Origin of the sequence: Tunturiibacter gelidiferens, from assembly GCF_051013345.1 — a bacterium.
In the GTDB taxonomy this organism is placed as follows: domain Bacteria; phylum Acidobacteriota; class Terriglobia; order Terriglobales; family Acidobacteriaceae; genus Edaphobacter; species Edaphobacter gelidiferens_A.
Map to the genome: position 1 here is coordinate 5,974,402 of NZ_CP132939.1, position 26,453 is coordinate 6,000,854.

The 26,453-nt window shown below is 59.7% G+C and carries 24 protein-coding genes and 2 pseudogenes; 15 read left to right on the forward strand and 11 right to left on the reverse strand.

Going from position 1 to position 26,453, the window contains the following annotated elements; translation table 11 throughout:
• Nucleotides 1-222: 222 nt before the first annotated feature.
• From RBB80_RS30200 to RBB80_RS30250, 11 genes and pseudogenes are all read left to right on the forward strand, one after another.
• Nucleotides 223-567: a hypothetical protein gene (locus RBB80_RS30200; RefSeq protein ID WP_433965825.1), complete on the forward strand. Its 345-nt coding sequence runs from the start codon at nucleotides 223-225 to the stop codon at nucleotides 565-567.
• Nucleotides 568-663: 96 nt separating this feature from the next.
• Complete coding sequence (gene uraD, locus RBB80_RS30205; RefSeq protein ID WP_433965826.1) at nucleotides 664-1,179, forward strand: 2-oxo-4-hydroxy-4-carboxy-5-ureidoimidazoline decarboxylase; 516 nt, start codon at nucleotides 664-666, stop codon at nucleotides 1,177-1,179.
• A 2-nt stretch (nucleotides 1,180-1,181) separates the two neighbouring features.
• A complete protein-coding gene (gene uraH / locus RBB80_RS30210) occupies nucleotides 1,182-1,520 on the forward strand; it encodes a hydroxyisourate hydrolase (protein WP_433965827.1) in 339 nt (112 codons plus the stop codon).
• Nucleotides 1,521-1,524: 4 nt separating this feature from the next.
• The gene (pucL, locus tag RBB80_RS30215) at nucleotides 1,525-2,373 is read left to right on the forward strand and encodes a factor-independent urate hydroxylase (RefSeq protein WP_433965828.1); all 849 of its coding nucleotides are present in this window, start codon (nucleotides 1,525-1,527) and stop codon (nucleotides 2,371-2,373) included.
• Between the two features lie 19 nt (nucleotides 2,374-2,392).
• The gene (locus RBB80_RS30220) at nucleotides 2,393-3,643 is read left to right on the forward strand and encodes an allantoate amidohydrolase (RefSeq protein WP_433965829.1); all 1,251 of its coding nucleotides are present in this window, start codon (nucleotides 2,393-2,395) and stop codon (nucleotides 3,641-3,643) included.
• Complete coding sequence (locus RBB80_RS30225) at nucleotides 3,636-3,818, forward strand: hypothetical protein (protein ID WP_433965830.1); 183 nt, start codon at nucleotides 3,636-3,638, stop codon at nucleotides 3,816-3,818. Before RBB80_RS30220 ends, RBB80_RS30225 begins: the two co-directional genes overlap by 8 nt.
• Nucleotides 3,737-4,369 carry a (S)-ureidoglycine aminohydrolase gene (gene allE / locus RBB80_RS30230; RefSeq protein ID WP_433969971.1) on the forward strand — a complete coding sequence of 211 codons (633 nt, stop codon included), beginning with the start codon at nucleotides 3,737-3,739 and terminating at the stop codon, nucleotides 4,367-4,369. Before RBB80_RS30225 ends, allE begins: the two co-directional genes overlap by 82 nt.
• A gap of 38 nt (nucleotides 4,370-4,407) precedes the next feature.
• Nucleotides 4,408-5,667: a M20 family metallo-hydrolase gene (locus RBB80_RS30235; protein WP_433965831.1), complete on the forward strand. Its 1,260-nt coding sequence runs from the start codon at nucleotides 4,408-4,410 to the stop codon at nucleotides 5,665-5,667.
• A gap of 13 nt (nucleotides 5,668-5,680) precedes the next feature.
• Nucleotides 5,681-7,116 (forward strand): annotated as a pseudogene (locus tag RBB80_RS30240) (NAD-dependent succinate-semialdehyde dehydrogenase).
• 368 nt (nucleotides 7,117-7,484) lie between these two features.
• Complete coding sequence (locus RBB80_RS30245; RefSeq protein ID WP_433965832.1) at nucleotides 7,485-8,411, forward strand: homogentisate 1,2-dioxygenase; 927 nt, start codon at nucleotides 7,485-7,487, stop codon at nucleotides 8,409-8,411.
• A pseudogene (locus RBB80_RS30250) lies at nucleotides 8,360-8,775 on the forward strand (homogentisate 1,2-dioxygenase domain-containing protein). Before RBB80_RS30245 ends, RBB80_RS30250 begins: the two are co-directional and overlap by 52 nt.
• 243 nt (nucleotides 8,776-9,018) lie before the next feature.
• Here the strand turns inward: RBB80_RS30250 and RBB80_RS30255 are convergent.
• From RBB80_RS30255 to RBB80_RS30285, 7 genes are all read right to left on the reverse strand, one after another.
• Complete coding sequence (locus tag RBB80_RS30255) at nucleotides 9,019-9,477, reverse strand: hypothetical protein (protein ID WP_433965833.1); 459 nt, start codon at nucleotides 9,475-9,477, stop codon at nucleotides 9,019-9,021.
• The gene (locus RBB80_RS30260) at nucleotides 9,450-11,810 is read right to left on the reverse strand and encodes a carboxypeptidase regulatory-like domain-containing protein (protein WP_433965834.1); all 2,361 of its coding nucleotides are present in this window, start codon (nucleotides 11,808-11,810) and stop codon (nucleotides 9,450-9,452) included. The genes RBB80_RS30255 and RBB80_RS30260 overlap by 28 nt, the downstream gene beginning before the upstream one ends.
• 105 nt (nucleotides 11,811-11,915) lie before the next feature.
• Nucleotides 11,916-13,085 carry a hypothetical protein gene (locus RBB80_RS30265; RefSeq protein WP_433965835.1) on the reverse strand — a complete coding sequence of 390 codons (1,170 nt, stop codon included), beginning with the start codon at nucleotides 13,083-13,085 and terminating at the stop codon, nucleotides 11,916-11,918.
• Nucleotides 13,086-13,413: 328 nt separating this feature from the next.
• Nucleotides 13,414-15,165 (reverse strand): malto-oligosyltrehalose trehalohydrolase, encoded by a 1,752-nt coding sequence (gene treZ / locus RBB80_RS30270; RefSeq protein WP_433965836.1) that lies wholly within the window; start codon nucleotides 15,163-15,165, stop codon nucleotides 13,414-13,416.
• Nucleotides 15,165-17,855: a malto-oligosyltrehalose synthase gene (treY, locus tag RBB80_RS30275; protein ID WP_433965837.1), complete on the reverse strand. Its 2,691-nt coding sequence runs from the start codon at nucleotides 17,853-17,855 to the stop codon at nucleotides 15,165-15,167. The genes treZ and treY overlap by 1 nt, the downstream gene beginning before the upstream one ends.
• 188 nt (nucleotides 17,856-18,043) lie before the next feature.
• Complete coding sequence (locus tag RBB80_RS30280) at nucleotides 18,044-19,618, reverse strand: glycoside hydrolase family 15 protein (protein ID WP_433965838.1); 1,575 nt, start codon at nucleotides 19,616-19,618, stop codon at nucleotides 18,044-18,046.
• Nucleotides 19,609-20,001, reverse strand: a complete 393-nt coding sequence (locus RBB80_RS30285; RefSeq protein WP_433965839.1) for a trehalase-like domain-containing protein — start codon at nucleotides 19,999-20,001, stop codon at nucleotides 19,609-19,611. Before RBB80_RS30285 ends, RBB80_RS30280 begins: the two co-directional genes overlap by 10 nt.
• Before the next feature lie 297 nt (nucleotides 20,002-20,298).
• On the opposite strand from RBB80_RS30285, the gene RBB80_RS30290 reads away from it, so the two are divergent.
• Nucleotides 20,299-20,952 carry a hypothetical protein gene (locus RBB80_RS30290; protein ID WP_433965840.1) on the forward strand — a complete coding sequence of 218 codons (654 nt, stop codon included), beginning with the start codon at nucleotides 20,299-20,301 and terminating at the stop codon, nucleotides 20,950-20,952.
• Nucleotides 20,898-21,395 (forward strand): hypothetical protein, encoded by a 498-nt coding sequence (locus RBB80_RS30295; RefSeq protein ID WP_433965841.1) that lies wholly within the window; start codon nucleotides 20,898-20,900, stop codon nucleotides 21,393-21,395. Before RBB80_RS30290 ends, RBB80_RS30295 begins: the two co-directional genes overlap by 55 nt.
• A gap of 240 nt (nucleotides 21,396-21,635) precedes the next feature.
• Here the strand turns inward: RBB80_RS30295 and RBB80_RS30300 are convergent, their stop codons facing one another.
• Nucleotides 21,636-22,118, reverse strand: coding sequence for a hypothetical protein (locus RBB80_RS30300; protein WP_433965842.1), 483 nt, complete (start codon nucleotides 22,116-22,118; stop codon nucleotides 21,636-21,638).
• Between RBB80_RS30300 and RBB80_RS30305 the strand changes: the two genes are divergently transcribed.
• Together RBB80_RS30305 and RBB80_RS30310 are read left to right on the forward strand one after the other, a co-directional pair.
• Nucleotides 22,104-22,331: a hypothetical protein gene (locus tag RBB80_RS30305; RefSeq protein ID WP_433965843.1), complete on the forward strand. Its 228-nt coding sequence runs from the start codon at nucleotides 22,104-22,106 to the stop codon at nucleotides 22,329-22,331. The genes RBB80_RS30300 and RBB80_RS30305 overlap by 15 nt on opposite strands.
• Nucleotides 22,332-22,771: 440 nt before the next feature.
• On the forward strand, nucleotides 22,772-24,178 hold the full coding sequence (locus RBB80_RS30310) for a S53 family peptidase (protein WP_433965844.1): 1,407 nt from the start codon (nucleotides 22,772-22,774) through the stop codon (nucleotides 24,176-24,178).
• On the opposite strand, the gene RBB80_RS30315 is transcribed toward RBB80_RS30310, so the two are convergent.
• The 3 genes from RBB80_RS30315 to RBB80_RS30325 all read right to left on the reverse strand — a co-directional run bounded on the left by RBB80_RS30315 (nucleotide 24,097) and on the right by RBB80_RS30325 (nucleotide 26,239).
• The gene (locus tag RBB80_RS30315) at nucleotides 24,097-24,567 is read right to left on the reverse strand and encodes a hypothetical protein (RefSeq protein ID WP_433965845.1); all 471 of its coding nucleotides are present in this window, start codon (nucleotides 24,565-24,567) and stop codon (nucleotides 24,097-24,099) included. The genes RBB80_RS30310 and RBB80_RS30315 overlap by 82 nt on opposite strands.
• Before the next feature lie 20 nt (nucleotides 24,568-24,587).
• On the reverse strand, nucleotides 24,588-24,959 hold the full coding sequence (locus RBB80_RS30320; protein ID WP_433965846.1) for a SnoaL-like domain-containing protein: 372 nt from the start codon (nucleotides 24,957-24,959) through the stop codon (nucleotides 24,588-24,590).
• A gap of 173 nt (nucleotides 24,960-25,132) precedes the next feature.
• Nucleotides 25,133-26,239 carry a hypothetical protein gene (locus RBB80_RS30325; protein ID WP_433965847.1) on the reverse strand — a complete coding sequence of 369 codons (1,107 nt, stop codon included), beginning with the start codon at nucleotides 26,237-26,239 and terminating at the stop codon, nucleotides 25,133-25,135.
• Nucleotides 26,240-26,453: the final 214 nt, after the last annotated feature.

Consider the following 26,453-nt stretch of genomic DNA (forward strand, 5'->3'; position numbering starts at 1 on the left):
CCGTCTGCACATTGTTCACCTCTCTACTGCGCTAGCTCTCGCCGAGTTGAAATCCGCTCGCAAAGAAGGCCTTCCAATCACGGTCGAGACCTGCCCGCACTATCTGCACTTCGCAGCGGAAGAGATCCCGGACGGTAACACCCTGCTCAAGTGCGCGCCCCCATTCGCAGTAAGGAAAATCAACGAGGGCTCTGGCGCGGACTAAATGACGGAACCATCGACATGATCGTCACCGACCACTCCCCTTGCCCACCCGACATGAAGCGCACAGACACCGGCCGCTTTGATCAAGCCTGGGGAGGCATCGCCAGCCTCTCCCTTGCGCTCCCTGTCATCCACACCGAGGCAGCTCTTCGCGGCCATACGCTCGAAGACATCGCGCGCTGGATGAGCACAGCCCCTGCAACTCTCGCAGGCCTGGCGAATGAGGCGGGCTCACTCCAATCCGACCGTGACGCCAACTTCGTTGTCTTCGACACCGAGGCAGAGTTCACCGTAACTCCCGACAAACTACACTATCGACACACCATTTCACCGTACATGGGGAGACGCTGCGCGGCCTTGTAAAGGCCACCTATCTTCGAGGGGAACCAGCCTACCTCGAAGGCACCTTCGCCCCAACGCCTCAGGGCCGTGAGGTCAAGTTATAGTAGGCAGACACGCATGAACAAAGTTCTGGCCCGATGGAACTCGCTCGACCTCGCCACCGCCGCCCGCGAGGCACTTCCCTGCTGCGGCTCGCATGCATGGTCAGAGGCGCTGGCCTCCGCGCGCCCCATCGCCGACGAAACTTCCCTCCTCGAAACCTCCGCTTCCATCTGGCTTAATCTTCCGGAGCAGGCATGGCAGGAGGCTTTCGACAGCCATCCCCGCATCGGCCAAAAGCATGCACAGAGCCTGGCAACCGAAGAGTCTCTACGCTGGTCGGCACAGGAGCAACGCGCAGCCCGCTCCGACGACCAAGCCGCCAAACTAGCTCTCGACGCCGCGAATCTCCTCTACGAACAGCGCTTCGGCAGAATCTTCATCGTCTGCGCCACAGGCAAGACATCCGCGGAGATCCTCGCCATCCTCAAACGCCGGATTCAAAACGACGCGACCACAGAGCTACATGAAGCAGCCGAACAACAACGCCAGATCACACAGCTTCGCCTTCATCGCTGGCTGGAGTCGGAGTAACCATGGGCATCTCCACACATATTCTCGACACGGCGCTCGGGCGTCCGGCCACAGGCGTACCCGTCACGCTCGCTCGCATGACGAATGGACAATGGTCCTCTCTCAACGAAGCAATCACCGATTCAGACGGTCGCTGCAAACATCTCCTGCCTGCAACCGAAGCCCTGCAGCAGGGCACATATCGCGTTCACTTCGAAACCATCGCCTACTACAACCAACATCAGCTGCGCGGCCTGTACCCGTATATCGAAATCGTCTTTACAGTCGCCGAAGGCGAACAGCACTACCATATCCCGCTACTCCTGACTGCGAACGGCTACACCACCTATCGAGGAAGCTGACCCGATGATTGAGCTGGCTGAAAATCGTTACGGAAAATCCCGAGTCCGCTTGATGAAGGTGACTCGCCACGCTCATGGCCACGACCTGCGCGAATGGACGGTTCAAGTCTTACTGAAAGGCGACTTCGACGCCGCTCACCTTGACGGAGACAACAGCAGGATCCTGCCGACAGACACGATGAAGAACACCGTCTACTCCCTCGCACGAACTTCAAAGGCAACCGCCATGGAGGACTACGCCAAAGAGTTGGTCGACTTTCTCCTGGGAAGAAATTCGCAAGTCTCCTCTGCCTCCGTTCGCGTCGAAAGCACCATGTGGAAACGCCTCACGGTAGACGGCGAACCACACCCAAATGCCTTCATGCGTGGCAGCGGCGAACTTCAAACAACCACCGTAGAACGTGCGCAGAGCGCGAGCTTTCACATCCTGTCGGGCCTCGACAACCTCGTCCTGCTCAAGACTGCAAACTCCGGCTTCGAAGGCTACATCAAAGACTCGCTCACCACATTGCCCGAGACCAAAGACCGCCTCTTCGGAACCGCCGTCACTGCCAAGTGGCGCTACACCTCAACTGACCTCGACTTCGACGCGGTACGCACAAAGCTTCGTGAGACGATGTTGCGCACCTTCGCCAATCACGACAGCAAGTCCGTACAGCAGACTCTCTACGCCATGGCCGAGAGTGCACTTACGGACGTACTCGACATCGACGAGATTGAGATCACCATGCCCAACAAGCACTGCCTCCTCGTCGACTTATCACGCTTTGGCCAGGACAATCCAAACGAGATCTTCGTCCCAACCGACGAACCCCACGGATACATCGAGGCGCGCGTCCGCCGCAAATCATGAGCACGGCAAATAAGCAACCATGACAGGCACAAAAAGAGATGGCGCCACCCGCATCATCGCCCGCTGCCGTGAGATCGCCACTCACACCGAAGTCCCCGGCGAGATCACGCGCCGCTTCCTTACCCCTCCCATGCACGCCGTCCACTCGTTGCTGCGTCAGTGGATGGAGGCTGCCGGAATGACGGTACAGGTCGACGCCATCGGCAATCTTCGCGGACTTTGGCTCTCCGGGATCCCGAACGCCCCCCGCCTGATCATCGGCTCGCATCTCGACACCGTACCCAACGCCGGAGCCTTCGACGGCATCCTCGGAGTTATCCTTGGCGTCGCCGTTGTCGAACAGTTACAGCAGCGCCAACTTCCCTTCTCCATCGAAGTCATCGGCTTTTCAGAAGAGGAAGGTGTCCGCTTCAGCAAAGCCTTCCTCGGCAGCCTCGCCGTTGTGGGAAAGCTAGATTCTGAGACACTGCAGCTCACCGATGAGCATGGCATAAGCATCGCAGAAGCCATAGGCAACTACGGCCTCGACCCTGCGCAGCTCCCCGCAGCACTCCTATCGCGCGACGCCTTCGCTTATCTCGAGTTTCATATCGAACAGGGCCCCATACTCGAGAGCGAGCGAGCATCGCTAGGGATCGTCGAGGCACTCGTGGGACAGACCCGCATGCAACTCCTCTTTGGCGGCCAGTCGAACCACGCCGGGACCACGCCAATGCTCCTCCGACACGACGCGATGGCTGCCGCTGCCGAATGGATCGTCGCCGTCGAAGAGTACGCCAACTCCCACCAAGGCCTCGTTGCAACCGTCGGCAAGCTGGAGGCCTCACCCGGCGCTGGAAACGTCATCGCCGGCAGAGTAAAGACGTCGCTCGACATTCGCCACGCAGACGACAACATCCGCCACGCTGCAGTCGACGCGCTAACGCAAATCGCAAAGACCGCAGCCACCAAACGAGGCGTAACCCTCACCCTCCGCACCGAGATGGAACAATCCGCCGTCCCGCTCGATCTGCACCTCACCGCCTTACTGCAAACCGCCGCCACGAAAGCTGGCTTCCACAGCAACAGAATGACCAGCGGAGCCGGTCACGATGCGATGATTCTCGCCCCAACCATCCCGTCCACTATGCTCTTCCTCCGCAGCCCCGGTGGCCTCAGCCACCACCCCAACGAGGCAGTACTTCCGCAGGATGTCGAAGCCGCACTCGTAACCGCAATGGAGTTCCTCGCGCTCCTGAGTAATGATAAAACCAAGGACAGACATGCATAAGCTGGGACACACCCGCAGTACCAATCAGCGCGATCATCTTCTCCACACCCCGGACACCTTCGTCCGCACGGTGCTCCCCGGCATGGAACTCGCATCCGCTATCGTCCACATCTCCCCGCAGCAGGCGCGGCCTTCACCCAGTACACAGCAGAGCTCGAACCCGGCGGCAAGCTAGGGCCCACCTCCAACCAGCGTTTCATCTACACCCTCGAAGGCGCAGCCGATCTCGCCACCAACACCACGTTTCAATCGCTCATGCCGGGGAGCTTCGCTTACATCCCCGAAGACGCCGCACACACCCTCACCGCACAACAGGCCACGCGGCTCGCCATCATCGAAAAGCCCTACGACGCAATCGCCTCCGTCCCTCCACCAGAGCTACTCACAGGCCACGAAGACAAGACGCTCTCAGTACCCCTCAACGACGATCCCGACCTCCAGGTTCGCAGCCTGCTTCCCGGCTTAGCATCCTTTGACTTCGCCGTGAACACGATGACCTACCAGCCCGGCGCCGCGCTCAGCATGGTCGAGGTCCACATCATGGAGCACGGCCTGTTGATGCTCGAAGGCGGCGGCATCTACCGCCTGGGCGAAAGCTGGTATCCAGTCACAGCCGGCGACTTCATCTGGATGGGACCCTTCTGTCCGCAGTGGTTTGGAGCCATCGGAAAACGTCCCGCAAAGTACCTCATCTACAAAGACTGGAACCGTCACCCACTGGTCTAACATTCACGGCCACACTCGACTCACTGGAGGCAGGAGTTTTGACAGATCAGATTCAGATCGATCAGGCGAGACTGATGAGCGAACTCCAAACTCTCGCCACCTTCACCAACGCCGAGCCTGTCAGCAACGGCACATCGGTCACCCGCGTCGTCTTCTCCCCGGACGATCTCCGCGCCCGCGCATGGCTGAAAGGATTAGCCACCGCCGAAGGCTTCGAGGTCCGCGACGACGCCGTAGGCAACATCTTCATCCGCTGGACAGGCACTGAACCTGACTTACCCGCCGTCGCCACCGGCTCACACACCGACGCCATCCCTCACGCCGGCATGTACGACGGCACCGTCGGCGTCCTCGGCGGCCTCGAAGCGATGCGCGCGCTCAAAAGCAGCGGCCTGCATCCTCGCCGCTCCATCGAGCTCGTCATGTTCACCTCCGAAGAGCCCACCCGCTTCGGCATCGGCTGTCTCGGCAGCAGATTGATCTCCGGAACCCTCGACCCCGTTCGCGCCGACGCCATGCAGGACAAAGACGAAGCGACCCTCGCCGCGGTCCGCACCGCCGCCGGTTACTCTGGCTCACTTGCCTCAGTGCAACTCCAGCCGAACCACTACCACGCCTGGCTAGAACTCCACATCGAACAAGGCCCGCTCCTCGAACGCGAAGGCATACCTCTCGGCATCGTCACGAGCATCGCCGCACCCGCTGGATATCGCTTCACCATCAGTGGCCTCGGCGGTCACGCAGGTGCTCTCCTGATGCCCGACCGCAAAGACGCACTCTGCGCCGCAGCCGAACTTATTCTCTCTATCGAAAAACACACCCTCGCCACACATGCCATCGACACCGTCGCCACCGTCGGCACCTGCGACGTCCATCCCGGCGCGGTCAACAGCGTCCCCAGCCGCGTCGTCCTCCAACTCGATATACGCGACACCGACCCCGCCCGCCGCGAGTCCGTCATGCAAGCCGTCCGTCGCGACATCGAAGAGCTTCGCCAACGCCGCAGCGTCACCATCATCGAGCAACTAGTCAATGCCGATGCCCCGGCACAATCCTCGCCACACATCGTCAACGTCCTCGAAGAGGTTTGCGCCAGCAACGGCATCTCCGCCAAAAAGATGGTCAGCCGTGCCTATCACGACTCGCTCTTCATGGCCCGCATCGCCCCCATCGCCATGCTCTTCATCCCCTGCCGCAACGGCGTAAGCCACAGACCGGACGAATACGCCACCCCGGCGGATACCACTCTCGGGGTACAGGTGCTTGCCTCAGTCCTTGCTAAACTAGCGTCAGAGTAACTCCGCATTCGGCATGGCCATCGAGTCCATCAATCCCGCCACCGGCAAGCTGTTGCGCAGCTTCGACCCGCTCACCGACGAAGCCGCGCGCCAGAAGATCGCTCTTGCCGCCGACTCGTTTCGCACCTACTCTCTCGTACCGCTAGAACACCGCGCCCTGTGGATGCGCAAGCTCGCATCGATCCTCGAACACGAAATCGACGACCTCTCCATCCTCATCACCCAGGAGATGGGCAAGCCCCTCGAGGCCGCACGCTTCGAGATCCTCAAATGTGCCGACGCCTGCCGCTACTACGCCGAGCACGCCGCACGCATCCTCGCACCCGAGTCCATCCCCACCGAAGACAACTACAGCTATGTGCGGTGGGATCCGATCGGTATCGTACTGGCCGTCATGCCGTGGAACTTTCCCTTCTGGCAGGTCTTCCGCTTCCTTGCACCCGCGCTCATGGCCGGCAACGTCGCTCTCCTCAAGCACGCCAACAATGTCCCCCAGTGCGCGCTCGCCATCGAATCCCTCGTCCGTCGCGCCGGCTTCCCCGCGGCACCTTTCAAAGCCTTCTCCTCGAAATCCATCAAGTAGAAACAGTCCTTGGCGACGAGCGCGTAGCCGCGGTAACCGTCACCGGCAGCGAGACCGCAGGTCGAGCCATCGGCGCACAGGCCGGATGGCTCATCAAAAAATCCGTCCTCGAACTCGGCGGCAGCGATCCCTTTATCATCACGCCCTCCGCCGATCTCGACGCCGCCATCGAAACCGCAGTCCGCGCCCGCTGCGTCAACTCCGGACAATCCTGCATCGCAGCCAAACGCTTCATCGTCGCCGACGAGATCTACGACGTCTTCGAATCCCGCTTCGTCGCAGGCATGGAAGCCATGCGCGTAGGCGACCCCATGAAAGACGGCACCGACATCGGCCCGCTCGCCACCGCCCGCGCCGTCGACCTGCTCGAACAACAAGTGCAGGCCGCCACCCGCGTCGGAGCACGTATCCTCACCGGCGGCGAGCGCATGCTCGGCACAGGCAACTACTTCGAACCCACCGTCCTCACCGGCGTTCCGCGCACCTCCGCCGTCTATCGCGAAGAGCTCTTCGGCCCCGTCGCCATGCTCTTCCGCGTACAGGACATCGCCGAGGCCATCGAGATCGCCAACGACACCCCCTTCGGCCTCAGCGCCTCCGCCTGGACTCGCGACCCCGCCGAGCAGCAGCGCTTCATCTCCGAGCTGCAGTGCGGCGGCGTCTTCCTCAACGCCATGGTCGCCAGCGACCCGCGCCTGCCCTTCGGCGGCATCAAGCGCTCCGGCTACGGCCGCGAACTCTCCGCCGCGGGCATGCGCGAGTTCCTCAATGCGAAGACCGTCGTCATATCCTCCGCAACCACCCCCAACGAACCCGCCAACAAGCCATACCTGGTCTCTACCGCCGACCCCACCCCCACCCGCTAGCCTGGCGAAGCCCTATATTTAGGCATTTGCCGTCATCCTGGTGCATTAGGTCTTTGCTGTCATCCTGGCGCATTTGGTCTTTGCTGTCATCCTGAGCGCAGCGAAGGATCCCGACGACCTCCGTGCTGCCCAGACCTCTCGTCCCTTTCCACCCATCCTCTTCACGCCGTTCTCTGTTCCTTATCGCCCACGTGCAAGATACTGATGGACGCAGTTCGTCTGTCGTGAACTTCAGATTCAAAACACCAGCGCTTCCCTCCCCCAACACGAGACACCCGTTTTCGGCTAAGCTTCTGTGTCGTCGAGAAGCCGTCTCCGCTCGTCGTGAAGCCCTCGCCGACCAGACACACTTTTACCAAAGGATCACCATGCCCGATCTCAAGTACTCCAGCGGCTTCGGAAATGAGTTTGCTACCGAGGCCCATCCCGGCGCCCTCCCCGTCGGCCAGAACGCCCCACAAAAGGCCCCGCTCGGCCTCTACACCGAGCAGCTCAGCGGCAGCCCCTTCACCGCGCCGCGCCTGCTCAACCGCCGCACCTGGACCTACCGCATCCGCCCCTCCGTCATGCACAAACCCTATGAGCGCATCGCAAACGGCATGGTCCGTTCCACTCCCTTCAACGAAGTTGAGACCACACCCAGCCAACTCCGCTGGGACCCGTTACCTCTGCCTTCAACATCAGTCGACTTTGTAGACGGCCTCACCACCCTGGCCGGCAACGGCGACCTCAGCATGCACTCCGGCGTCGCCATCCACATCTACGCCGCAACCAAAAGCATGACCGATCGCTTCTTCTACTCCGCTGACGGCGAGCTTCTCTTCGTCCCCCAACTCGGTCGCCTCATGCTCCACACCGAACTAGGCATCCTCGACCTCACCCCAGGCGAAATTGCTCTCATCCCCCGCGGCATCAAGTTCCGCGTCGAGCTGCTCGACCCGCAAGCCCGCGGCTACCTTCTCGAAAACTACGGCGCCAGCTTCCGCCTGCCAGAGCTCGGTGCAATCGGCGCCAACGGCCTCGCCAACAGCCGCGACTTCCTCACCCCGCACGCCGCCTACGACGACCGTGACAACGCCACCTTCCAGGTCGTCGCGAAGTTCCAGGGCAACCTCTGGGCCTCCGACTTCGACCACTCCCCCTCGACGTCGTCGCCTGGCACGGCAACTACGCCCCCTGCAAGTATGACCTCGCCCGCTTCAACTGCATCAACTCCGTCAGCTTCGACCACCCTGACCCCTCCATCTACACCGTCCTCACCTCGCCCAGCGAGATCCCCGGCACAGCAAATGTAGACTTCGCCATCTTCCCCCACGTTGGATCGTCGCCGAGCACACCTTCCGCCCACCCTGGTTCCACCGCAACTTCATGAACGAGTTCATGGGCCTCGTCACCGGCGAGTACGACGCCAAGGCCGAGGGTTTCGTCCCCGGCGGAGCCAGCCTGCACAACTGCATGAGCGGCCACGGCCCCGACGCCGAAACCTTCGACCGCGCCAGCAAAGCAGATCTCAAGCCCGTTAAACTAGAAGGCACCCTCGCCTTCATGTTCGAGACCCGCTTCGTCTGCCGACCCACGAAGTTCGCGATGGATACCGCGGCCCGCCAGCACGAGTACTACACCTGCTGGCAGACCCTGAAGAAAAACTTCAAACCGTAGCACACACGCAAGCCGAAAACCACATCCAACCTCCGACCAACGGGAGGACGAAGAATTTTACGCGCCCAAAAAAGGTATACAAGTCACGAAGTGACCGCGCCACGCGAAGTGGGCCCGTCCGGCAGGACGTCTCTTCCGGCTCCTAAAAGTTGAACGTAGCCTGCAACGTAATCCGACGCGAAGCCGTGGTAGAGCTGAATGGCCCTGCAGCCAAAGTAGTGAACTGACCGAACCGTGGCGAACTCAAGCTACTCGTCGGCGTCCCATAGGGAATGACGTTGAACAAGTTGAAGGCCTGCGCTCCCAGGGTAAACGTATACCGATGACCCGAACTTGCGCCCTGTGGCCCGAACCCTCCACGAACACCACCCGGCCCACCGGCACGAGTACCACCACCAGGGCCTCCAGGACCACCGCCAGCGCCGTTATTGCGCCCCGAACCGCTTCCTGAGCATTGGACCCGCCGGTACGCTCCCCAAACCCAAACGTCCGCGAAGCGCGAAGATTGAACGTAAAGTTCGCAGGGCCGTTACAGTAGTTGATCGGCACAGGCGTCAGGCTTCCACTCTGCGTAGAGCTGAAGTCACCCGAAACCCTGCAACTCCCGCTATCTCCGCTCGTAAAGAAAGGCCGCTGGTTATAGATCGAGGAGCCCGTAGGATCGAGACCGGTCGTCAGGTTATACGGCGTTCCCGACTGCACGATAATGAACGGACTCGCAGAGAAACTATACGGAAGCTGCCAGCTCCCACCGACAACCGCAAAGCTCGCATGGCTGAACGAAGCGCGGCCGTAGTCCACCTTCGTATCCGTATTGCTGGTCGGAAAGAATCCCGCCCCGAAGTATTCGCGTCTGCAAGATTCAGCGAATAAAAACCAAATAGCGTGAGCTTCTTCAATCGAGCGTTGCCGTTGATCAACAACTGATTTTCTTTATAGACGCCGCCCGACTGAAACTGCTGATCGAAGCCCGTATCGACAATAAAGTTTCTGCTCAGATACTGATGATCGCCACGCGCATAAAGGTAGTTCACCGACATCGTGGCCGCCCGCCCAAGCTGCTGATCGACCCCAACTGCCTCCTGCATCGTGTACGAGCTCCGTATCCCATCGCCGAGTCCGTAAGTTGTAATTTTGTTCGCGACCGACGCGCCGCAGTTCCCAGGATTATCCGGCGTGCACACAGCCCCGGGAGTGATGACCGTCGAGGTCACCTGATTGAAGCCATTCTCCTGCAGCGTCGTCAGATAATTCGCCAGCGTAAAGCGATCATAAAAGATGCCGAATCCGCCTCGCACCACCGTCACCGGCGCCTTATTGCCTCCACGCGGAATCCCATACGCGAACGATATACGCGGCGCAAAATCATGCCCACTATTGATAACGTTCTGCGCCTCCAAACGAAGGCCATAGGTAATGGTCAGGTTTCCCCTGGGCTTCCAGTCATCCTCCGCATAAAACCCAACATCGGTCAGGCGTCCAGCCACCTGCAGCTTATTGATCGCCGTCTCCGCATACTGCCCTGGCAGCCCACACTGGTACGACGAAATCCCTGCATTCAGCGCATCGCACGGCCTGGTCGCCGCAGGATTACAAGTGCTCGGCCGCTTGATACCAGGATTTGAATCGAAACAAGGATCGAGCAGATAAGAGTAAGTAAAGGTCCCATTCGATCCCGCATTCGACAAGAGCGATTCGTTCGTCGTACGCAGCCTGCCGCCAAAGCGGATGAAGTTCTTCGCCAGCGCAATCGAACTGTAGTTCTGCACCTCAAAGTGAGTGCTGGTGCTCCTCTGCGTCCCCTGGCTCGATCCACCCGACGTAAAGATTCCCTGCACAGACACCGTCGGGTCGGTGCTCAACGGATCCTGCGTCGAATAGTCCCGTTGATACTCGAACCGCGTCTCATTGATTACGCGAGGACTCAAAATCTGCGTATCGCTGATCTGAACCGTATTCTCCGTAGTCTCCGTGTTGTAGCCCGCGGTCGGAAGATTCGTATTTCCGATGCCGTTGTTCTGCTGCCCATTCACGTTGTACTGGTACCGCACAGTCAGCGTGTTCTTCTCTCCCAGCGCAAGGTCCACGCGCGGGCTCACATCACTCCGTGTCTGCGGATGCGACACAGCGCGCGCCGACTCCGGGTAAGAAGAAAAATACGAGCAGGAGGAGATCGTCAAAACCCCGGGCGGGCAAGGCGTAGTCGAATCTGCAGAACTTGCATAAAACCCGCTCGGATTGACGATATTGTTGTCTTGAATCGTCCGGTGCGATCCGCCGACCGTAAACGACGCGATCCGGCTGATAGGGCCACTCACGCTCCCCAGAATAAAGATTGTGTGGTACGGAGGCTGCGTGTTCGACGACCCCAGGAACGGGTTTGAAGTATTGAAGGCATTATCCCCGCCCTGCACACTCAGGCTGCCGTGATACTTGTCCGTGCCCGGCTTCGTAAAGACCTCAACGCGTCCATAGCCAAGCTTGTCGTACTGCGCCGAAAACGGATTCTGATTGATGCGAATCTCGCGAATCGAAGACTTTGGAGGAAGCTGCCCGCCGGTAAACCCATCCACATAAATTTGCCCGCCGTTCGGTCCAGCAGCGGGGCCCGCCAACGCGGTCAACTCCGAAGACAACTCATCCGGGTCATCCGAAAGCGCATCCAGATCCTTCCCCTTGATGACAGTGCTACTAGCATTACTGTCGGAGTCCACGCTCACCTGTGCCCCCTGCGCGTTGACGTTCACCTCCTGCTTCTGTTCCTGGATCGCCATCTTTGCATCCATAGTCAGACTCTGCCCCGCCGCAATTCTCACCCCCAGCTTTACGTACGACGCGAATCCCGAAATCGTCACCGTCAGGGAATAGGTCCCCGCAGGAACACCGCGCAGCACATAGCTTCCATCACTCTGCGACTGCGTGATCAAAGCCTTGCCAGAAGCCGGAGTGAGCGTCACCGTCGCCCCTGGAATCACAGCACTTTCAGGATCCGCTACCACCCCATGCACGATCGCACCCGTCTGCTGTGCGCTCAAAACCACCGGCATCAATGCGATAAAAAAAGCAAAACAAACTTCAACCCTGCGCGGAATGACATTCCTTCTCCTAAAAAATTTCCATCGTTGCAACTCGCGATCGAGTTACTGCGCGCTGCCATCAGAGCCGAGGCTCCACGGAGACAGCGTCAACGCCGGCCCACCGCTAGGAGTTGCCGCCAGAATCGGTTCTACCCCCGAGAGCAAAGTCACACACGTCACATTGCTATTGCCCGCCTCCGGCTGCGATGCGACGATCATCACCGCATCTCCAACCTTGAGATCGGCAACCCCCTGGCTCGGCAGCCGGCTCACCAGTTGAGAGAGATCCGTTCCTGCAGAGTGGCCCGTACCGCTCGCCCGCTCCCCGCCGCTTGCAGCCTGTCCTGCACCCTGCGCAGGAGCCTGCGTGTCGCCGCCCCCGCCCTTTGCACGAGCCGCAAATCTTGCTGCAGCCTGAGCCGGCCACGCTTTCAGGCTGGAGTTGTCTGTAATCTTCACCGTCACCGTCTTCTTGGTCGCCAGGTCCTTCAGCGTCAGCGTTCCGCCAGCCGCATCGATCGTTGCGATCAGACCAGCGAGATTCCTGAACGAGCCGCTCACCACCTCTTCCGCCTGGATCGACGACCCATCATCGGACGTCGCGCCGCGCACACGCAGCTGATCTCCCACCTGTATCTGTGCCAGCGTCCCCGCCTTCGCATCTTCAAACTTCACCGAGTCCCCCGCATACCGGCGATACTTCGTCGTACTCGAAGTATTCACCACGATCTTCCTGACGCCTTGAGACACCGTCACCGCACCGCTTCCTGCATCCACCGCGCTCACAATCCCGCCCATCCCCCGCTTCTGCCAGTCACCCTGCTCCGCCACGTGCTTCTGCGCAATATCCGACGACTTCATCAGAATCACGCGCGACGCCGTAAGCCCCACACCGGCATCGCCAGCCTTGCCACTCACCAGCACCCGGTCCCCTGCCGCAATATCAGCCAGCGTAATCGTCTGTGCCGTCTTCAAATCGGTGCTTCCCGGCGTCAGTTGCAGAATGCGAGCCCCATCGGCCACACTCACGACAACCTCCTGCCCCGCATCCGTCGTCAGCGTCAGGCTGTTCCCCGCTATCGCCTTCACCGTGCCAATCTGCCGCACAGCTGCAGACGCCGCAGCCGCATTCTGCGCCAAAGCAGCGAAGTCCCCGCCAGACAATGCGGCGATCGGAACGATCAAACCGGCACCCAATACAACTGCCCGGAAAACCCCAGAATTTTTCAGCATGGTCTCTTCCTCAAGTGAAATACCGCCATATTCTCGTCGGTCGCCTGGCATTTACTCCTCCAGGTCGCCATCCACTAAGGAAGACGAGTTAGCAGCGCAAAAGTTTCCTGGGAAAAGCCCTGTCTAGAAGAAGGCGGACCCGAGCAAACCGGCTCCCACCCACTGCTCCATGCTAAACGCTTTGTGGTTCCCTGCCCGCGGAACTATCGCCCGTCAGTCTCTCATAAGTGACTCAACTTGGGACAATAACACTCATGGCGAAGACCTCCGCACCTAACGGATCCGATTCAAATCCAGGATCGAACGGAACAAGCTCCCTCTAGGACGGCTACCTGATCGTCTCACTCGAGAGGATCGCCGCGCTCTCCGCAGGCAACTCCACAGAACCACCCCTGACCACGACCCCATCCTTCGAAGCCAGCAACAAGGCAGCCCTCTTTACACACGGAAGCTCCACCTTCTCCGATCCCAAATTGCACATCACCATCACCACGCCCCGCTCGAACATCAGCCAACGCCGCTTCTCATCGAAGGTCGCCTTCACGTGTCCCACCGCGCCGTCGTTCAACGCCACAGATCCGTGCCGCAACTGAATCAGTCTCCGGTACCAATCCAACATCTCCCCATGGCGCCCTTGCTCAACCTCCTCCCAATTCAACTTCGAACGCAGAAACGTCTCAACATCTTCCGGATCAGGAATGTCCTCCGGGTTCCATCCGAACGCCGCAAACTCGCCTCGACGCCCGTTCTTTACCGACTTCGCCATCTCTGGATCCTCATGGTCCGCGAAGTATTGAAACGGAGTCGACGCGGCATACTCCTCGCCTTGAAAGATCATCGGAATAAATGGCGCCGTCATCACGATCGACGCCGCCACCTTCGCGCGGTCGAATCCGACCGTCTGATCTACCCTGTCGCCAACCGCCCGATTGCCCACCTGGTCGTGATTCTGGATGTATCCCAAAAAATGATGCGGCGACAACTCATCGGCCGGGCGCCCATGCGATCGCCTCCGATACTTCGAGTAGCTCCCGTCCTGTACAAAGTTCTTCGCGAGAGACTTCGCCAGCTTCTCCAACGTGCCGAAGTCCGAGTAGTATCCCTTCCCCGTTCCTTCGTTCGTCAGCACCGTAAACAACGCATGATGAAAATCATCGCTCCACTGCGCATCCATCCCGTATCCGCCGTTGCTCGCAGGAGTAACAACTCGGGGATCGTTCAGATCACTCTCGGCAATCAACACAAGCCGTCGTCCCACCTTCGCAGACAACGTCTTCACCTCAGACGACAGCTGCTCCATAAAATGAATCGCCGACCGGTCGACATACTCATGCACCGCATCCAGACGAAGTCCATCGATGTGATAATCCCTCATCCACATCAGCGCGTTGTCGCAGAAAAACCTCCGCACCTCGTCGCTTCCTTCGCCTTCAAAGTTGATCGCCCCTCCCCAGGGAGTGTGGTGTCTCTCGGTGATGTACGGTCCATACTTTCCCGAGTAGTTCCCCACCGGTCCAAAGTGGTTATAAACCACATCCAGCAACACCGCGAGCCCACGCGCATGGCAGGCATCCACCAGCCGCTTCAACCCATCCGGCCCACCATACTGTTCGGTCACCGCAAACAGCGCAGCCCCGTCGTACCCCCACCCCTGCCCACCGGGAAACGCAGCCACCGGCATCAACTCCACATGCGTAATGCCAAGCTCCACTAAATATCCAAGCTTCTCTATCGCCGAATCGAAAGTCCCCTGCGGCGTAAACGTTCCCACATGCAGCTCATAGATCACTGCATGCGCAAGCGCAAGCGAATTCCACCCTCTATCACTCCACTTGAAAGCTCTCTGGTCATACACCCGCGACAGTCCATGCACTCCATCCGGCTGCCACTCCGACCTCGGATCAGGCCAGGCCTTTGGATCGTCTCCGATCACAAACCCATAATCGGTCCCCGGTCCCGCCTGCTCCACGGAAGCACGCCACCATCCGCGCTCGTCAGGCCCGTTCATTGGGTGCGTAACATCACCAATCTTCACGCCAATCTTCGACGCCCCAGGCGCCCAAACCGTGAACTCATGCATCAGCGCTCTCCCCCGACATCTTCGCGCGCCAGTAGCGCCACCGGAAAATCCTTCAGCAACCCTTTGATTTCGATCTCGCCACCCTCGACAGTCACTCCCGTCAGACGATTTCTCCATCGTCCTTCCGGCAATGTCACCACTGTGTCCTTCCATGCTCCGTCGAGCTTCAAAGTCAGCCGCGGCGCCATCGTCACCACATCCTCGCCCCGCAGATACGCAATCACGTGGTCATGCTTCGCTCCATCCACCATCAACGGTACATAGTCGGCCTCCGCACCAAACGACTTCGGCCTCTCACGTCTCAGTTGAAGCGCCTTATGGATTGTCCACATCTTCGGCAGCCCTTCCTCAGCCTTTGCCATCACCTGCGCCGCCGCATCGCTGCCGTTCATCTGTTTCAACTCATGCAGCAACCGCTGCCGCAACGCATAGTCCACCGGCCTCCGATTATCCGGATCCACAAGGCTCAAATCCCAGATCTCTGTTCCCTGGTAAAGATCCGGCACACCCGGAGCGGTGTACTTCAACAGCGTCTGCACCAGCGAATTCACGCGGCCTGCTTCCAGAATCCTCTCCACAAACTGCTGCAACTCTCGCTGAAACGGAGCATAGCTATAAGTAAATTCAATGAATAAATTCAGCGCGTCTTCAAACTCTTTATTGTTCGCCACCCAGGTCGTCTGCTGCTTCGCCTCGCGCATCGCCTTCAACATATAGGCCTGCGCGCGATCCATCGGGAGCGGCCAGGCTCCAATCAATGTCTGATAGTAGAAGTACTCCGTATTCCGGTCCGGCAAAGGATCCACCCCAGGCTTGCGTGCGCGAAACGCATTGTTCATCCGTGACCAGCGCTGTATCGCCGCACCAAACTTTCCCGGTATCTCCGACAGCACCGCCAACCGCGCCCTCACATCATCGCTGCGCTTGGTGTCATGCGTCGACAGCGTAGTCATCGTGCAAGGATGCGTCTCCTGCATCTTCCTGCAATACGAATGAAACTCCTCAACGCTCAATCCATTGCGCCCCGGATCACTCCCCACCTCATTCATTCCCGTCAACCGGTTGAAGCAATAAAACGCCGTGTCCTCCACGCCCTTCGCCATCACCGGCCCCGTGAACTGCTGGAACCTCAGCAAGAACTCGCTCTCCAGCTTCCCCTTCACCTCCATCGTCAACACATCCCGAAGAAAGTCGAAGAGCCCTCCATCGATATCCTGCCGCTTCTCCTTCGCGCACTCCGCAGCCTGCGTAATGTACTCGCGATCTTCCTCCGTAATCTCCTCGCGCTCCGGCACAACATACGTCCGATAGATCGCAAAGCACGCCGCCACCTCGCGAATCGCGCGCCTCACCTCGGCCCTCGTGTAGTCGCGCCGGTCACGATTCGCCTCGCATATCTCCACGAAGATCGACGTCAGCCGATTTACATCGCTGCCCAGGGCCTCCTGCGAAACGTTGATCTTCTTCTCATGCGCAATCGCATGAAAGTCCGTGGGCTGCTCCGTAAAATCCGCATACACCGAACTCAACTCCATCATCCCCTCGGGAGCCACCAGCACACCCGCAACAACATTCAAAAAGTCATAGCCACTGGTGCCTTCAATCGGCCAGTCTTCCCGCAGAAACTCGCCGGGCTCAAGAATCTTTTCTCCGATCACCCACGCATCCGGAGCATGCTCTCGCAGCCGTTTGAAGTACTCCTTCGGATCACGCAAACCATCCGGATGATCCACCCGCAAACCATCCAATACACCGCGCTTCAACCAATCCACCACCAGCGCATGCGTCTCTTCGAACACATACTCGCGCTCCACCCGCAGACCAATCAGTGTGTTCACATCAAAGAATCGCCGATAGCTCAGCTGCTGATCCGCCGTCTTCCAATAGGCCAACCGGTAGTTCTGCTGATTCAAAAAATCATCCAGAGCATCCAGGTTCTCATTCAAATCCGCCATAGCCCGGTCCATGGCATCGAAGACTCCCGGCTCCTCCTTGCATAGCCGTTCCAGCAGCGTAAATAGCACCACCTTGTCGCGATGGCGAGCCAGAATCGTCCTACGATCTACATATTCGGGCGCGGGCAAACGGCCAAACGAAGCGGCAAGAAAGCTCAGCGTATCCGACTTCGCATACTCCGCCGCTCGAGTCAAAATCACCGGCAACGACTGCGGAGACACCGGCAGCGACTGCCCCGAACACTCCACCTGAAACTTCACTCCACGTCTCACCACCTTGATGCCGCCTGCCTGCAACACCCGCCCATACTGGTCTCCCAGGATCGGCACCAGCACCTTGTCCCGCAGCCGCTCCTCCTGCGGCTGCCAGTCGATATCGAAGAACGAAGCGTACCGGCTCGACGTCCCGTTCTCCAGCACATCCCACCAGAAGCGGTTCTCCTTGCCGAGCGACATATGGTTCGGCACGATATCCAGCACCTGCCCCAACCCCGCCTCACCCAGCCTCCTGCAAAAGCGTTCATGCGCCGCCGCGCCACCCAGCTCTTTATTCACCTTCTGATGATCGACCACGTCATATCCATGCATACTCCCCGGCGCAGCCTGAAGATAAGGAGAGCTGTACACATGCGAGATCCCGAGTTCATGCAGATATTCGGCTATCTTCGCCGCATCGTCGAAGGTGAAGTCTTTATGCAGTTGCAGTCTGTAAGTAGAACCTGGAATTCGTAGCATTATCAACCAATCGAAAGTAGCGTTCAGAAAACGAGGCAGTAAAAATCACGCAGATATCCCGCACAAAAAAATCCAGGTAACTCGTTAGAGACACAGAAGCTCTCGTAGGTTGCATTCCAATCGCCAACCGAACGATCCAGCCAGCTCCGGCTACTGGAAAATCGCGAGAATGCTGGTGGCTATAGGCGTTATACGAAGCTCAATCTACTTCTTTCGAGGCGATCCACCTTTTTCGCGACCTGCCGCTCAGGCGACCACAAACCCGACATCGCGAAAGCGGAATGAACCAACGCAATATGCGAGAACGCCTGGGGGAAATTTCCCACCATACGCCTTCCAACAGGATCGTACTCCTCCGACAAGAGACCGACATCATTGCGCAGCGCAAGCAGTCGTTCAAACATCGCCTTCGCATCTTCCTTTCGCCCGATCAGCCACAAGTTCGTAACCAGCCAGAAGCTGCAAGCCAGAAATGCTCCTTCAGTTCCAGCAAGCCCATCCTTGGTCTTCTTCGTCTCGTACCGTTCCACAAAACCATTCTTCATTAACCGTCTCTCGATCGCCTCCACCGTGCCAACAATCCGCGGATCGTCCATCGGCAAAAATCCCACCAGCCCAATTCGCAGACACGACGCGTCGAGCTGTTTTGATCCATACGACTGCACAAAGCTGTTCAACTTCTTATCGAACCCCTTCCTGCAGATCTCGCGATGCAACATCTCGCGGTTCTTCTTCCATCGCTTGACATCACCCTTGCCGCGAAACTGTTCGTGGTGCCTGATCGCCTGATCAAGAGCCACCCACGCCATCACCTTCGAGTGCGTAAAGTGCTCCGCGCCGCCGCGTACCTCCCAGATCCCTTCATCCGGGTTCGGCCACACCTTGCACAGATGGTCGGTCAGCGCCGCCTGCACCGAAGCCGCCGACACACGTATCTCATCTTCAGCCTGCGGAACCCTGGACAGAGCAGTGGAAACCTCGCCAAAAACGTCCAACTGAAACTGGTCCACCGCCGCATTCCCTATCCGAACCGGACTCGAATTCTCATAGCCCGGCAGCCAATCTGCCTGCCACTCCACCAACTGTCGCTCGCCGCAGATGCCATAGATCGTCTGCACCTGATCGGGTGCCCCAGCGATGGCGCGCAGCAGCCACTTCCGCCACTCCACCGCCTCCTCAACATAACCGGCCTGCATCAGGATCAATAAAGTGAAAGCCGTATCCCGCAGCCAGCAATAGCGATAGTCCCAGTTGCGCTCCCCGCCAATCCTCTCCGGCAAAGAGGTCGTTACAGCCGCCACAATTCCCCCGGACGGTCTATACGTCATCGCCTTCAAAGTAATCAGCGAACGCTCCACCGCCTCCGCGTAAGGCCCGGTGTACGCGTTCTTCCGGCTCCACTTGCTCCAGAACCTCTGCGTCTCCGCAAGCGCTTTATCCACCGAGAGTTCAGGTGGACTCTTCTCGAGAGACGAAGAACTAGTCAGCGTAAAACTCATCGTCTCGCCCTTCCGCACCGTAAACTCGCTCCGCGTCGTCATCCCCTCCCCACGCAATCGCGCCTTCGTTCTCAGCGTCACCATGTCCATGCCGGCGATCGCCCGCACCCCATCCTCGGTGCGCGTCACCCAGGGAATCGTCCTTCCGTAGTCAAACCGGATCGCCAGATCCATCTGCATCGACACCCTGCCGCGAATACCACGCACGATCCGCACAACATGAGAGTGCGTCTCGCGCGGCGGCATAAAGTCGATCAGGCACACCTCCCCTCTCTCGTCTCAAAAGTAGTCTCAACGATCAACGTGTGCCCTTCATACTCCCGCCTCGTCGCCTTCACCTTACCCTTCGGAGCGATCTGCCAGAAGCCGTGATCACGCGTCCCCAGCAGCGCAGCAAAGCAAGCGGCACCCGAAAATGTGGGCCAGCACAACCAGTCGATCGACCCCTCTTTCGACACCAGCGCCGCAGTCTCGCAGTCCCCGATCATGGCGTAGTCTTCAATCCTTGATCCATGTAACGCCCCATGTAACGATCCGTGCAACGCCCCCTGTAAGGCCCCGTGCGCCGCCCCGTCTACAGCCCCATGCAAGTCACCCGCGACTTTCTTCTTCGCCTTCGCCACAAAGCCTCCAACTTCCCGGTGCATTCAGCCCGCCTGCAACCACTTACGCCACATCCGGCATCTCTTTCAGGAATGGATTTATCCCATCAGATGCACAACACCGCGACTCCGGGGCAAGGCAATGAAGTATGCCAGCGAAATTACTCTTCGAGCAACTGAGCCCATGAAAAATCTTTCGCCGCTGCCACCCTTGCTCTCGCGCAGCGTCAGAATCGGCAGTACACTCACGGCAGGAACGCCTCTTCAGGCAATAAGTACCTTCCGGCGGATATCCACAACCCGAGCCGCCGCTAACCGAACCGAGAAAGTCCACATCGCACGATGGCCTCCGCGCAGACAAATATCGACCTCACCTCCAACGCCATGAACCCGACGCCCGCGACGACCGCAACCAGCAGCATGCTCGTCAGCCTCGTTCCCCTCTCTCAAGAGGCCTTCGAAACCACCCTCTCAAACCTTGCCCTCGCTTTTCCAAACGACACGGTCCTGGTCGCCACCCCGGACACCGCGCCTCAACTCCCACCCGGCAGCCCCTTACGCCTCATCCCCTACACCCCCACCGCCGTCTCTGCGACCCCCTGGGTCCTCACCGCAGCCGACTATCTCAACACCTATAAACTCGCGCAGGAAAACCGCGCCACCAGCTGCCTTCTCCTCGGCGCCGAGTGCCAGTCTCTGCATCCCGAAACCATCCGCGCTCTGGCACAATCCACACTCACCAACGACCTCTCCGTCGCGCACTACGATCTTGGCCCCCGCGAAGGTCTCGTCAACTCCGCAATCCTCTACCCAGTCAACCGCGCCCTCTTCGGTACCCGCCCGCGCTACCCCTCGCCGTCGACCTCGGCCTCTCCCTTCGAATGGCCGGTCGACTCGCCGCCACTGCTCAACGTTTTACTGCAACATCACAAGACGACTCCTTGCTCTGGCCGCTCGCAGAAGCAGCAACCGCCAACTTCACCATCGCCGAGGTAGAGGTCGCCCCTCGCACCATTCCTCAACCCGCGAATCGCGACCTCAACAGCCTACTCGCCCTCATCGCCAGCTCCCTCTTCGCCGACGTCGACGCCAAGGCCTCCTTCTGGCAGCGTGCCCGCGGCACCCAACCCGCACAGGCCCTTCCGCAAACCCCTCACCTCGCCGAGCCACCCGAAACCGCCTCCATGCTTGATGCCTTCCGTCTCGCCTACACGAACCTTCACGAGATCTGGTCTCTCGTGCTTCCGCCCAACTCGCTCCTTGGCCTCAAAAACTCTCCGTGCTCCAACCGGAAAACTTCCGCATGCCCGACAATCTCTGGGCACGCATCGTCTACGACTTCATCCTCGCCTACCGCCTCCGCACCATCAACCGCGGTCACCTTCTCGGGGCGCTCACCCCGCTCTATCTCGCATGGGTTGCCTCTCATCTCACCTTGATCAGCGCGGGCACGCCCCCGAAAAGCACATTCAGGATCTCGCCGTAGCCTTTGAAACCGACAAACCCTATCTCGTATCGCGCTGGCGCTGGCCCGACCGCTTCAATCCCTAGAGAAAAGCTCTTCAGCAAAATCTCTACTGAGCAGCGGCAAATCAAAATAGGCCAGCAAACCCGTAAGGAGACCCTCTCATGTGGCAACAAGTCGAACAGGCACTCCGCCAATCCGCCCAGCAGGTCCTCTATAAGCTGGCGAGCTTTCTCCCGGCACTCATAGCACTTCTACTCGCCCTCGTCATCATGACGGCGATCGGAATGGGCCTCGCCGCACTCCTTCGCCGCTCACTCACCGCCGCCAAGTTCGACGAGCGACTCGCCCGCAACTCCTCGGCCACCATCTCCGACTGGTCCCCGCCCATAGCCCGACAGCGCTCCTCGCCCGCGTCGTCTTCTGGGGCTGCGTCGCCATCGGCTGCTTCATCGGCATCTCCGCCTTCGACGCTGCCTTCCCCGGCGAATCCCAGATCTCCATCTTCGTCCTCCCCTATCTCACCCACTCCATCGGAGCCGTCCTCCTCCTGATCGCCGGCACCCTCATCGCCCGCTTCCTCGAGCGCTCCGTCCTCATCGGAGCCGTCAACGCCAAACTCCAGTACGCCCGCTTTCTCTCTCTCGGCATCAAGTGGCTCGTCCTGGTCCTCACCGCCGCCATGGTCCTCGACCATCTGCAGATCGGCGGCGCCGTCGTCGAACTCGCCTTCGGAATTCTGTTCGGCGGCATTGTCCTCACCCTCGCCCTCGCTGTCGGCCTGGGCTCCCGAGACATCGTCAGCCGCTCCCTCGAACGCAGCGCCGACCTACGCTCCAACCTCGACCCCATCCCGGGCGATCCCGACTACAAATCCTCAACACCCTCTGAGCCCCTGCGTCACTTCTAAAGCAAATTTCCTGTTGCGATAGAGGTGTTCTACCGCGCATTTTTGTTGTCATTCCGCAGCGAAGCGGAGGAATTTGCGGTTGCGGTTGCGGTTGCGGTTGCAGCTGCGGTCGCACTCGCACTTGCCCCTGCTTGCCCTTTTGTTGTCATTCCGCACCCTGAGCGAAGTCGAAGGGGAGGAATCTGCTTTTGCCCTCCGTTCGGTATCTCTACATCAACTCGAAATTTGTCCAGCTCAATCGAGCGACACCCCCGCACGCGCTCGTGCGAAGACGGCGATACGATCCTTCGCCTCTGCGCACTATCCCGCAGGCATCGCGAATTTTCATCTCCAACAGCTTCCTTCCTCCACGGAGCAGGCATACTATTGGTCTTCGCGAGACTCCCTAACTAATCCGGCCCCCTCACACAAATTCATCCCCAAATTTCGAGGACCACTCAATGGCAACCAAAAAACATCCACTCCGCACATCTCAGCCTCCCCCGCACCGTCCTTCCGGGCAGCGAAAAATCTGCCTTCGTGCAAACCGCCGGCGAAAAGGCCGCGCCCTCCGGGGCAAGGATCACCGTCTCGGTCGTCGTCCGCCGCAAGACCCCCTCAAAGTCGCCAACCGCCTCGGCAAGCAGCGCCTCACCCACGCGCAATACAGAAAGACTCACGGAGCCGACCCCGCCGCCGTCAAACTCGTCCGTACCTTTGCCAAAGAGTTCGGCCTCACCGTCGCGCCCGATACGCCCGGCCCCGAACGCCGCACCATCAAGCTCACCGGCACCGTAGCCGCCATGCAGAAGGCCTTCGGCGTCACCCTCGTCCACAAAACTCACGACGGCACCACCTACCGCGTCCGCGAGGGCAGTATCACCCTCCCCACCGACCTCGTCGGCCCCGTCGAAGCCGTCCTCGGCCTCGACAACCGCCCCCAGGCCCAGCCCCACTTTCGCATCGCAGGCGAAGCCGGCGACCTCACCGCCAACATCGCCCAGGCCGGAGGCTTCGCCCATCCCCACGCCTCCGGCACCAGCATCTCCTACACGCCACCTCAAATCGCCGCGCTCTACCAGTTCCCACCCAACGCCTCCGCCGCAGGCCAAACCATCGGCATCGTCGAGCTAGGCGGAGGCTACAAAACCGCCGACCTTACCGCCTACTTCAAAACCCTCGGGCAGAAAACGCCCAGCGTCAAAACCGTCTCCGTCGACGGCGGCAAGAACAGCCCCAGCAACGCCAACAGCGCCGACGGCGAAGTCATGCTCGACATCGAGGTCGCCGCCTCCGTCGCCCCCGGCGCAAACATCGTCGTCTACTTCGCCCCCAACACCGACCAGGGCTTCATCGACGCCATCGCCACCGCCGTCCACGACACCACCAACAAACCCAGCGTCATCTCCATCAGCTGGGGCGGTCCAGAATCCAGTTGGACCACCCAATCCCTCAACGCCCTCGACGCCGCCTGCCAGTCCGCCGCCGCCCTCGGCATCACCATCACGGTAGCCTCAGGAGACAACGGCTCCACCGACGGCCTCACCGACGGCAGCAACCACGTCGACTTCCCCGCCTCCAGCCCCCACGTCCTCGCCTGTGGAGGAACCAAGCTCATCGGCACCGGCTCGTCCATCACCTCCGAGGTCGTCTGGAACGAAATCGCCAACAACGAAGGCGCAACCGGAGGCGGCGTCAGCAACTTCTTCCCCTGCCCTCGTGGCAAGCCAACGCAGGAGTTCCCGCGCCCACCAACTCAGCCGGAGGCCGAGGCGTCCCCGATGTCTCAGGCGACGCCGACCCCTCCACCGGCTACATCATCCGCGTCGACGGCAAGACCCTGCCCATCGGCGGCACCAGCGCCGTAGCGCCTCTCTGGGCCGGCCTCATCGCCGTAGCCAACGCACAGAATGGAACCTCCGCCGGCTTCATACAACCCGCCATCTACGCCGCCAAAGGCAAAGCCGCATTCAACGACATCACCTCCGGCACCAACTACTCCGGCTCTCCCACCGGCTTCACCGCCGGCCCCGGGTGGGACGCCTGCACCGGCCTCGGCTCCCCCATCGGCACCAGGGTCATCACCATCGTCAACCCCTCCACCTCCGCCGGCGCGTCCAAAGGTGGAAAGAGCAAGGGCAGCAAGAAGAAACCCACCCGCACTCGGCCCGCCCGCAAGACTCAAGCGGCAGCCAACCGTGGAAAAGCTGCGGCTGGCAAACGTCGATAGTCTAACCAGCCGCCGCGAAGCGACCAACACCAAAGCCGCAGGAGGAGCTAAGCGCCCATGTTGTAGAAGAACTCCTCGTAGACGACCTTGCCATCTACGACCTTGTACACCGCAACCTCTTCCAGGGTGAAGCGCCGGTTCTCCGGTTTGAACGTGACATCCAGTTTGAAGGTGCATGCAAAATGGGAGCCCGCGACCAGCGGGCCCTCCACCGTAGCCGCATGAACCTCATGATTGGCCGCCCACCACTCGCCCTTTGCCTTGACCGCCTCCAGTCCCTTTGATTCGCGCGACTGTCCCGGCGGCGCTCCCGCCTCCATGCTCACGATCTCCTCGGAGTACAGGCTCTCCGTTGCCTCCTTGAATTTGCCCTCCCGGCACATCTTCACCAACTTCTCGGCCAATTCCTGCGTCGTCATCTGCGTCTCCTTTTCTAAACTGTGTATTCCAGCCGCCACCAGCATAAGGCAAAAGGCACACGGCTGTTCTGCCAAACTCTGGCCAATTTTCCTGCTACGCGAGTCCGGCCAGGATCCAGATCACAATCATCCCGAGCGGCCTCCATCACCATGCAACAACCCGCCCCGACCCGCTAGTTAGCAAGCAGAATCTGGCAGGCTTCCTTCATCTCCTCCAGCTTCGTCTCGTCTTCTTTATCATTCGTGCTCACAAAACCAAGCCCATGCGGACTCTGCATGCCGCTCACAATCGGAGTCAGCTGCCCAAACTCCAGGTCCAGCCGTCCCACAAATCCCGGAGCAGAGCTTGCACCCGCAACTCCCGCCGAGTAAGCGGCGCCCGGAATAAAAACATCCTTGGTGATTTTATAGATGACGTTGGCAGGCTCATCCGACACCAGCAGGAATCCATCGGCCGACGGCGCGAACAGCGTGTCATCCACCTGCGGCTGCCCATACGGAGAGCTCAACGGAATCTGCAGTGCACTCTGGGCCGCGCTCCCGGGATATCGCACCAAGATCAACTCAGAGTCGCCCTGGCTATCCAGCACGATATCTCCGGTCGGCGATGTCGTCATCGAGTCCGGATCCTGCAGGTTCAACGTCACAGGCTGCCCGGTCAGGACGTTCTTTGCCGTCGAATTGCCTTCCAACACAGGCGTCACCACCACCTGGCCGCCTTCAATCTTGGCCTCGACGATCGCTGGCTCCGCGTTCGGATTATGAGCCGGATTCGAAGCGCTCAGATAGGTCTTGCCCTTCAGAAACGTGATGTCGTCATATCCGCCTCCCGCCGCGGGCGCAGCCGCAAACGGAACCGTCTGTTTCACCCGAGTATCCGGATCGAAGATCACCAGACTAGGATTTGCATCCTCATTCTGCATCACCCAAAGCTTGTGCGTGTAGGGGTTCAACTTCAGACCATCATTGTGTCCCTTCACCGTAAAGCTATAAACCATCTGCCCCGCCCGGTTATATTCGACGATCATGTTCGACTTCCCATCGTCGCCCGTCGGATCATTCCCATCGCCGTAGCCGATATAAACATGATCCTTGTATACGGCGATCGAGTCGGGAGCTGTGAACTTCCCCTTGTACCCTCTTGCGAAGACGCTGACGTGATAACCATCAACAGCGGTAGGCGTGCTGGCCTGGCCAAACGCCGGTGCAACGCTGAACAGCATGGCAGCGGACGCAACAAGAGCATTGCGCGAGATCACTGGAAACAGTGCGGTCGACATGGTGAAACCTCCTGAACTGGGCGGAAGAGTTGGCTAAAACAGAACTAACTAGGTTCAAGGCGATACTCCTCCGAAGAATGCAACGCAGTATGACTGCCAGATGAATTCTTCGTGACCCGTGTAGTCCTCACGAGATTGTGCAAATGTCGCCGCCCTTCCGCCGCGCGTTCCCTCCTTGCCGTCGCTTTTGCAGTCCTATTGTCACCGCTGCTTC

Excerpts from the sequence above, each read along its gene's own strand:
- RBB80_RS30200 (WP_433965825.1), top strand. The coding sequence starts at position 223 with ATGATCGTCACCGACCACTCCCCTTGCCCACCCGACATGAAGCGCACA.
- uraD (WP_433965826.1), top strand. The coding sequence starts at position 664 with ATGAACAAAGTTCTGGCCCGATGGAACTCGCTCGACCTCGCCACCGCC.
- uraH (WP_433965827.1), top strand. The coding sequence starts at position 1,182 with ATGGGCATCTCCACACATATTCTCGACACGGCGCTCGGGCGTCCGGCC.
- pucL (WP_433965828.1), top strand. The coding sequence starts at position 1,525 with ATGATTGAGCTGGCTGAAAATCGTTACGGAAAATCCCGAGTCCGCTTG.
- RBB80_RS30220 (WP_433965829.1), top strand. The coding sequence starts at position 2,393 with ATGACAGGCACAAAAAGAGATGGCGCCACCCGCATCATCGCCCGCTGC.
- RBB80_RS30225 (WP_433965830.1), top strand. The coding sequence starts at position 3,636 with ATGCATAAGCTGGGACACACCCGCAGTACCAATCAGCGCGATCATCTT.
- RBB80_RS30245 (WP_433965832.1), top strand. The coding sequence starts at position 7,485 with ATGCCCGATCTCAAGTACTCCAGCGGCTTCGGAAATGAGTTTGCTACC.
- RBB80_RS30265 (WP_433965835.1), bottom strand. The coding sequence starts at position 13,085 with ATGCTGAAAAATTCTGGGGTTTTCCGGGCAGTTGTATTGGGTGCCGGT.
- treZ (WP_433965836.1), bottom strand. The coding sequence starts at position 15,165 with ATGCATGAGTTCACGGTTTGGGCGCCTGGGGCGTCGAAGATTGGCGTG.
- treY (WP_433965837.1), bottom strand. The coding sequence starts at position 17,855 with ATGCTACGAATTCCAGGTTCTACTTACAGACTGCAACTGCATAAAGAC.
- RBB80_RS30285 (WP_433965839.1), bottom strand. The coding sequence starts at position 20,001 with ATGCACCGGGAAGTTGGAGGCTTTGTGGCGAAGGCGAAGAAGAAAGTC.
- RBB80_RS30290 (WP_433965840.1), top strand. The coding sequence starts at position 20,299 with ATGGCCTCCGCGCAGACAAATATCGACCTCACCTCCAACGCCATGAAC.
- RBB80_RS30305 (WP_433965843.1), top strand. The coding sequence starts at position 22,104 with ATGGTCCTCGACCATCTGCAGATCGGCGGCGCCGTCGTCGAACTCGCC.
- RBB80_RS30300 (WP_433965842.1), bottom strand. The coding sequence starts at position 22,118 with ATGGTCGAGGACCATGGCGGCGGTGAGGACCAGGACGAGCCACTTGAT.
- RBB80_RS30310 (WP_433965844.1), top strand. The coding sequence starts at position 22,772 with ATGGCAACCAAAAAACATCCACTCCGCACATCTCAGCCTCCCCCGCAC.
- RBB80_RS30320 (WP_433965846.1), bottom strand. The coding sequence starts at position 24,959 with ATGACGACGCAGGAATTGGCCGAGAAGTTGGTGAAGATGTGCCGGGAG.
- RBB80_RS30325 (WP_433965847.1), bottom strand. The coding sequence starts at position 26,239 with ATGTCGACCGCACTGTTTCCAGTGATCTCGCGCAATGCTCTTGTTGCG.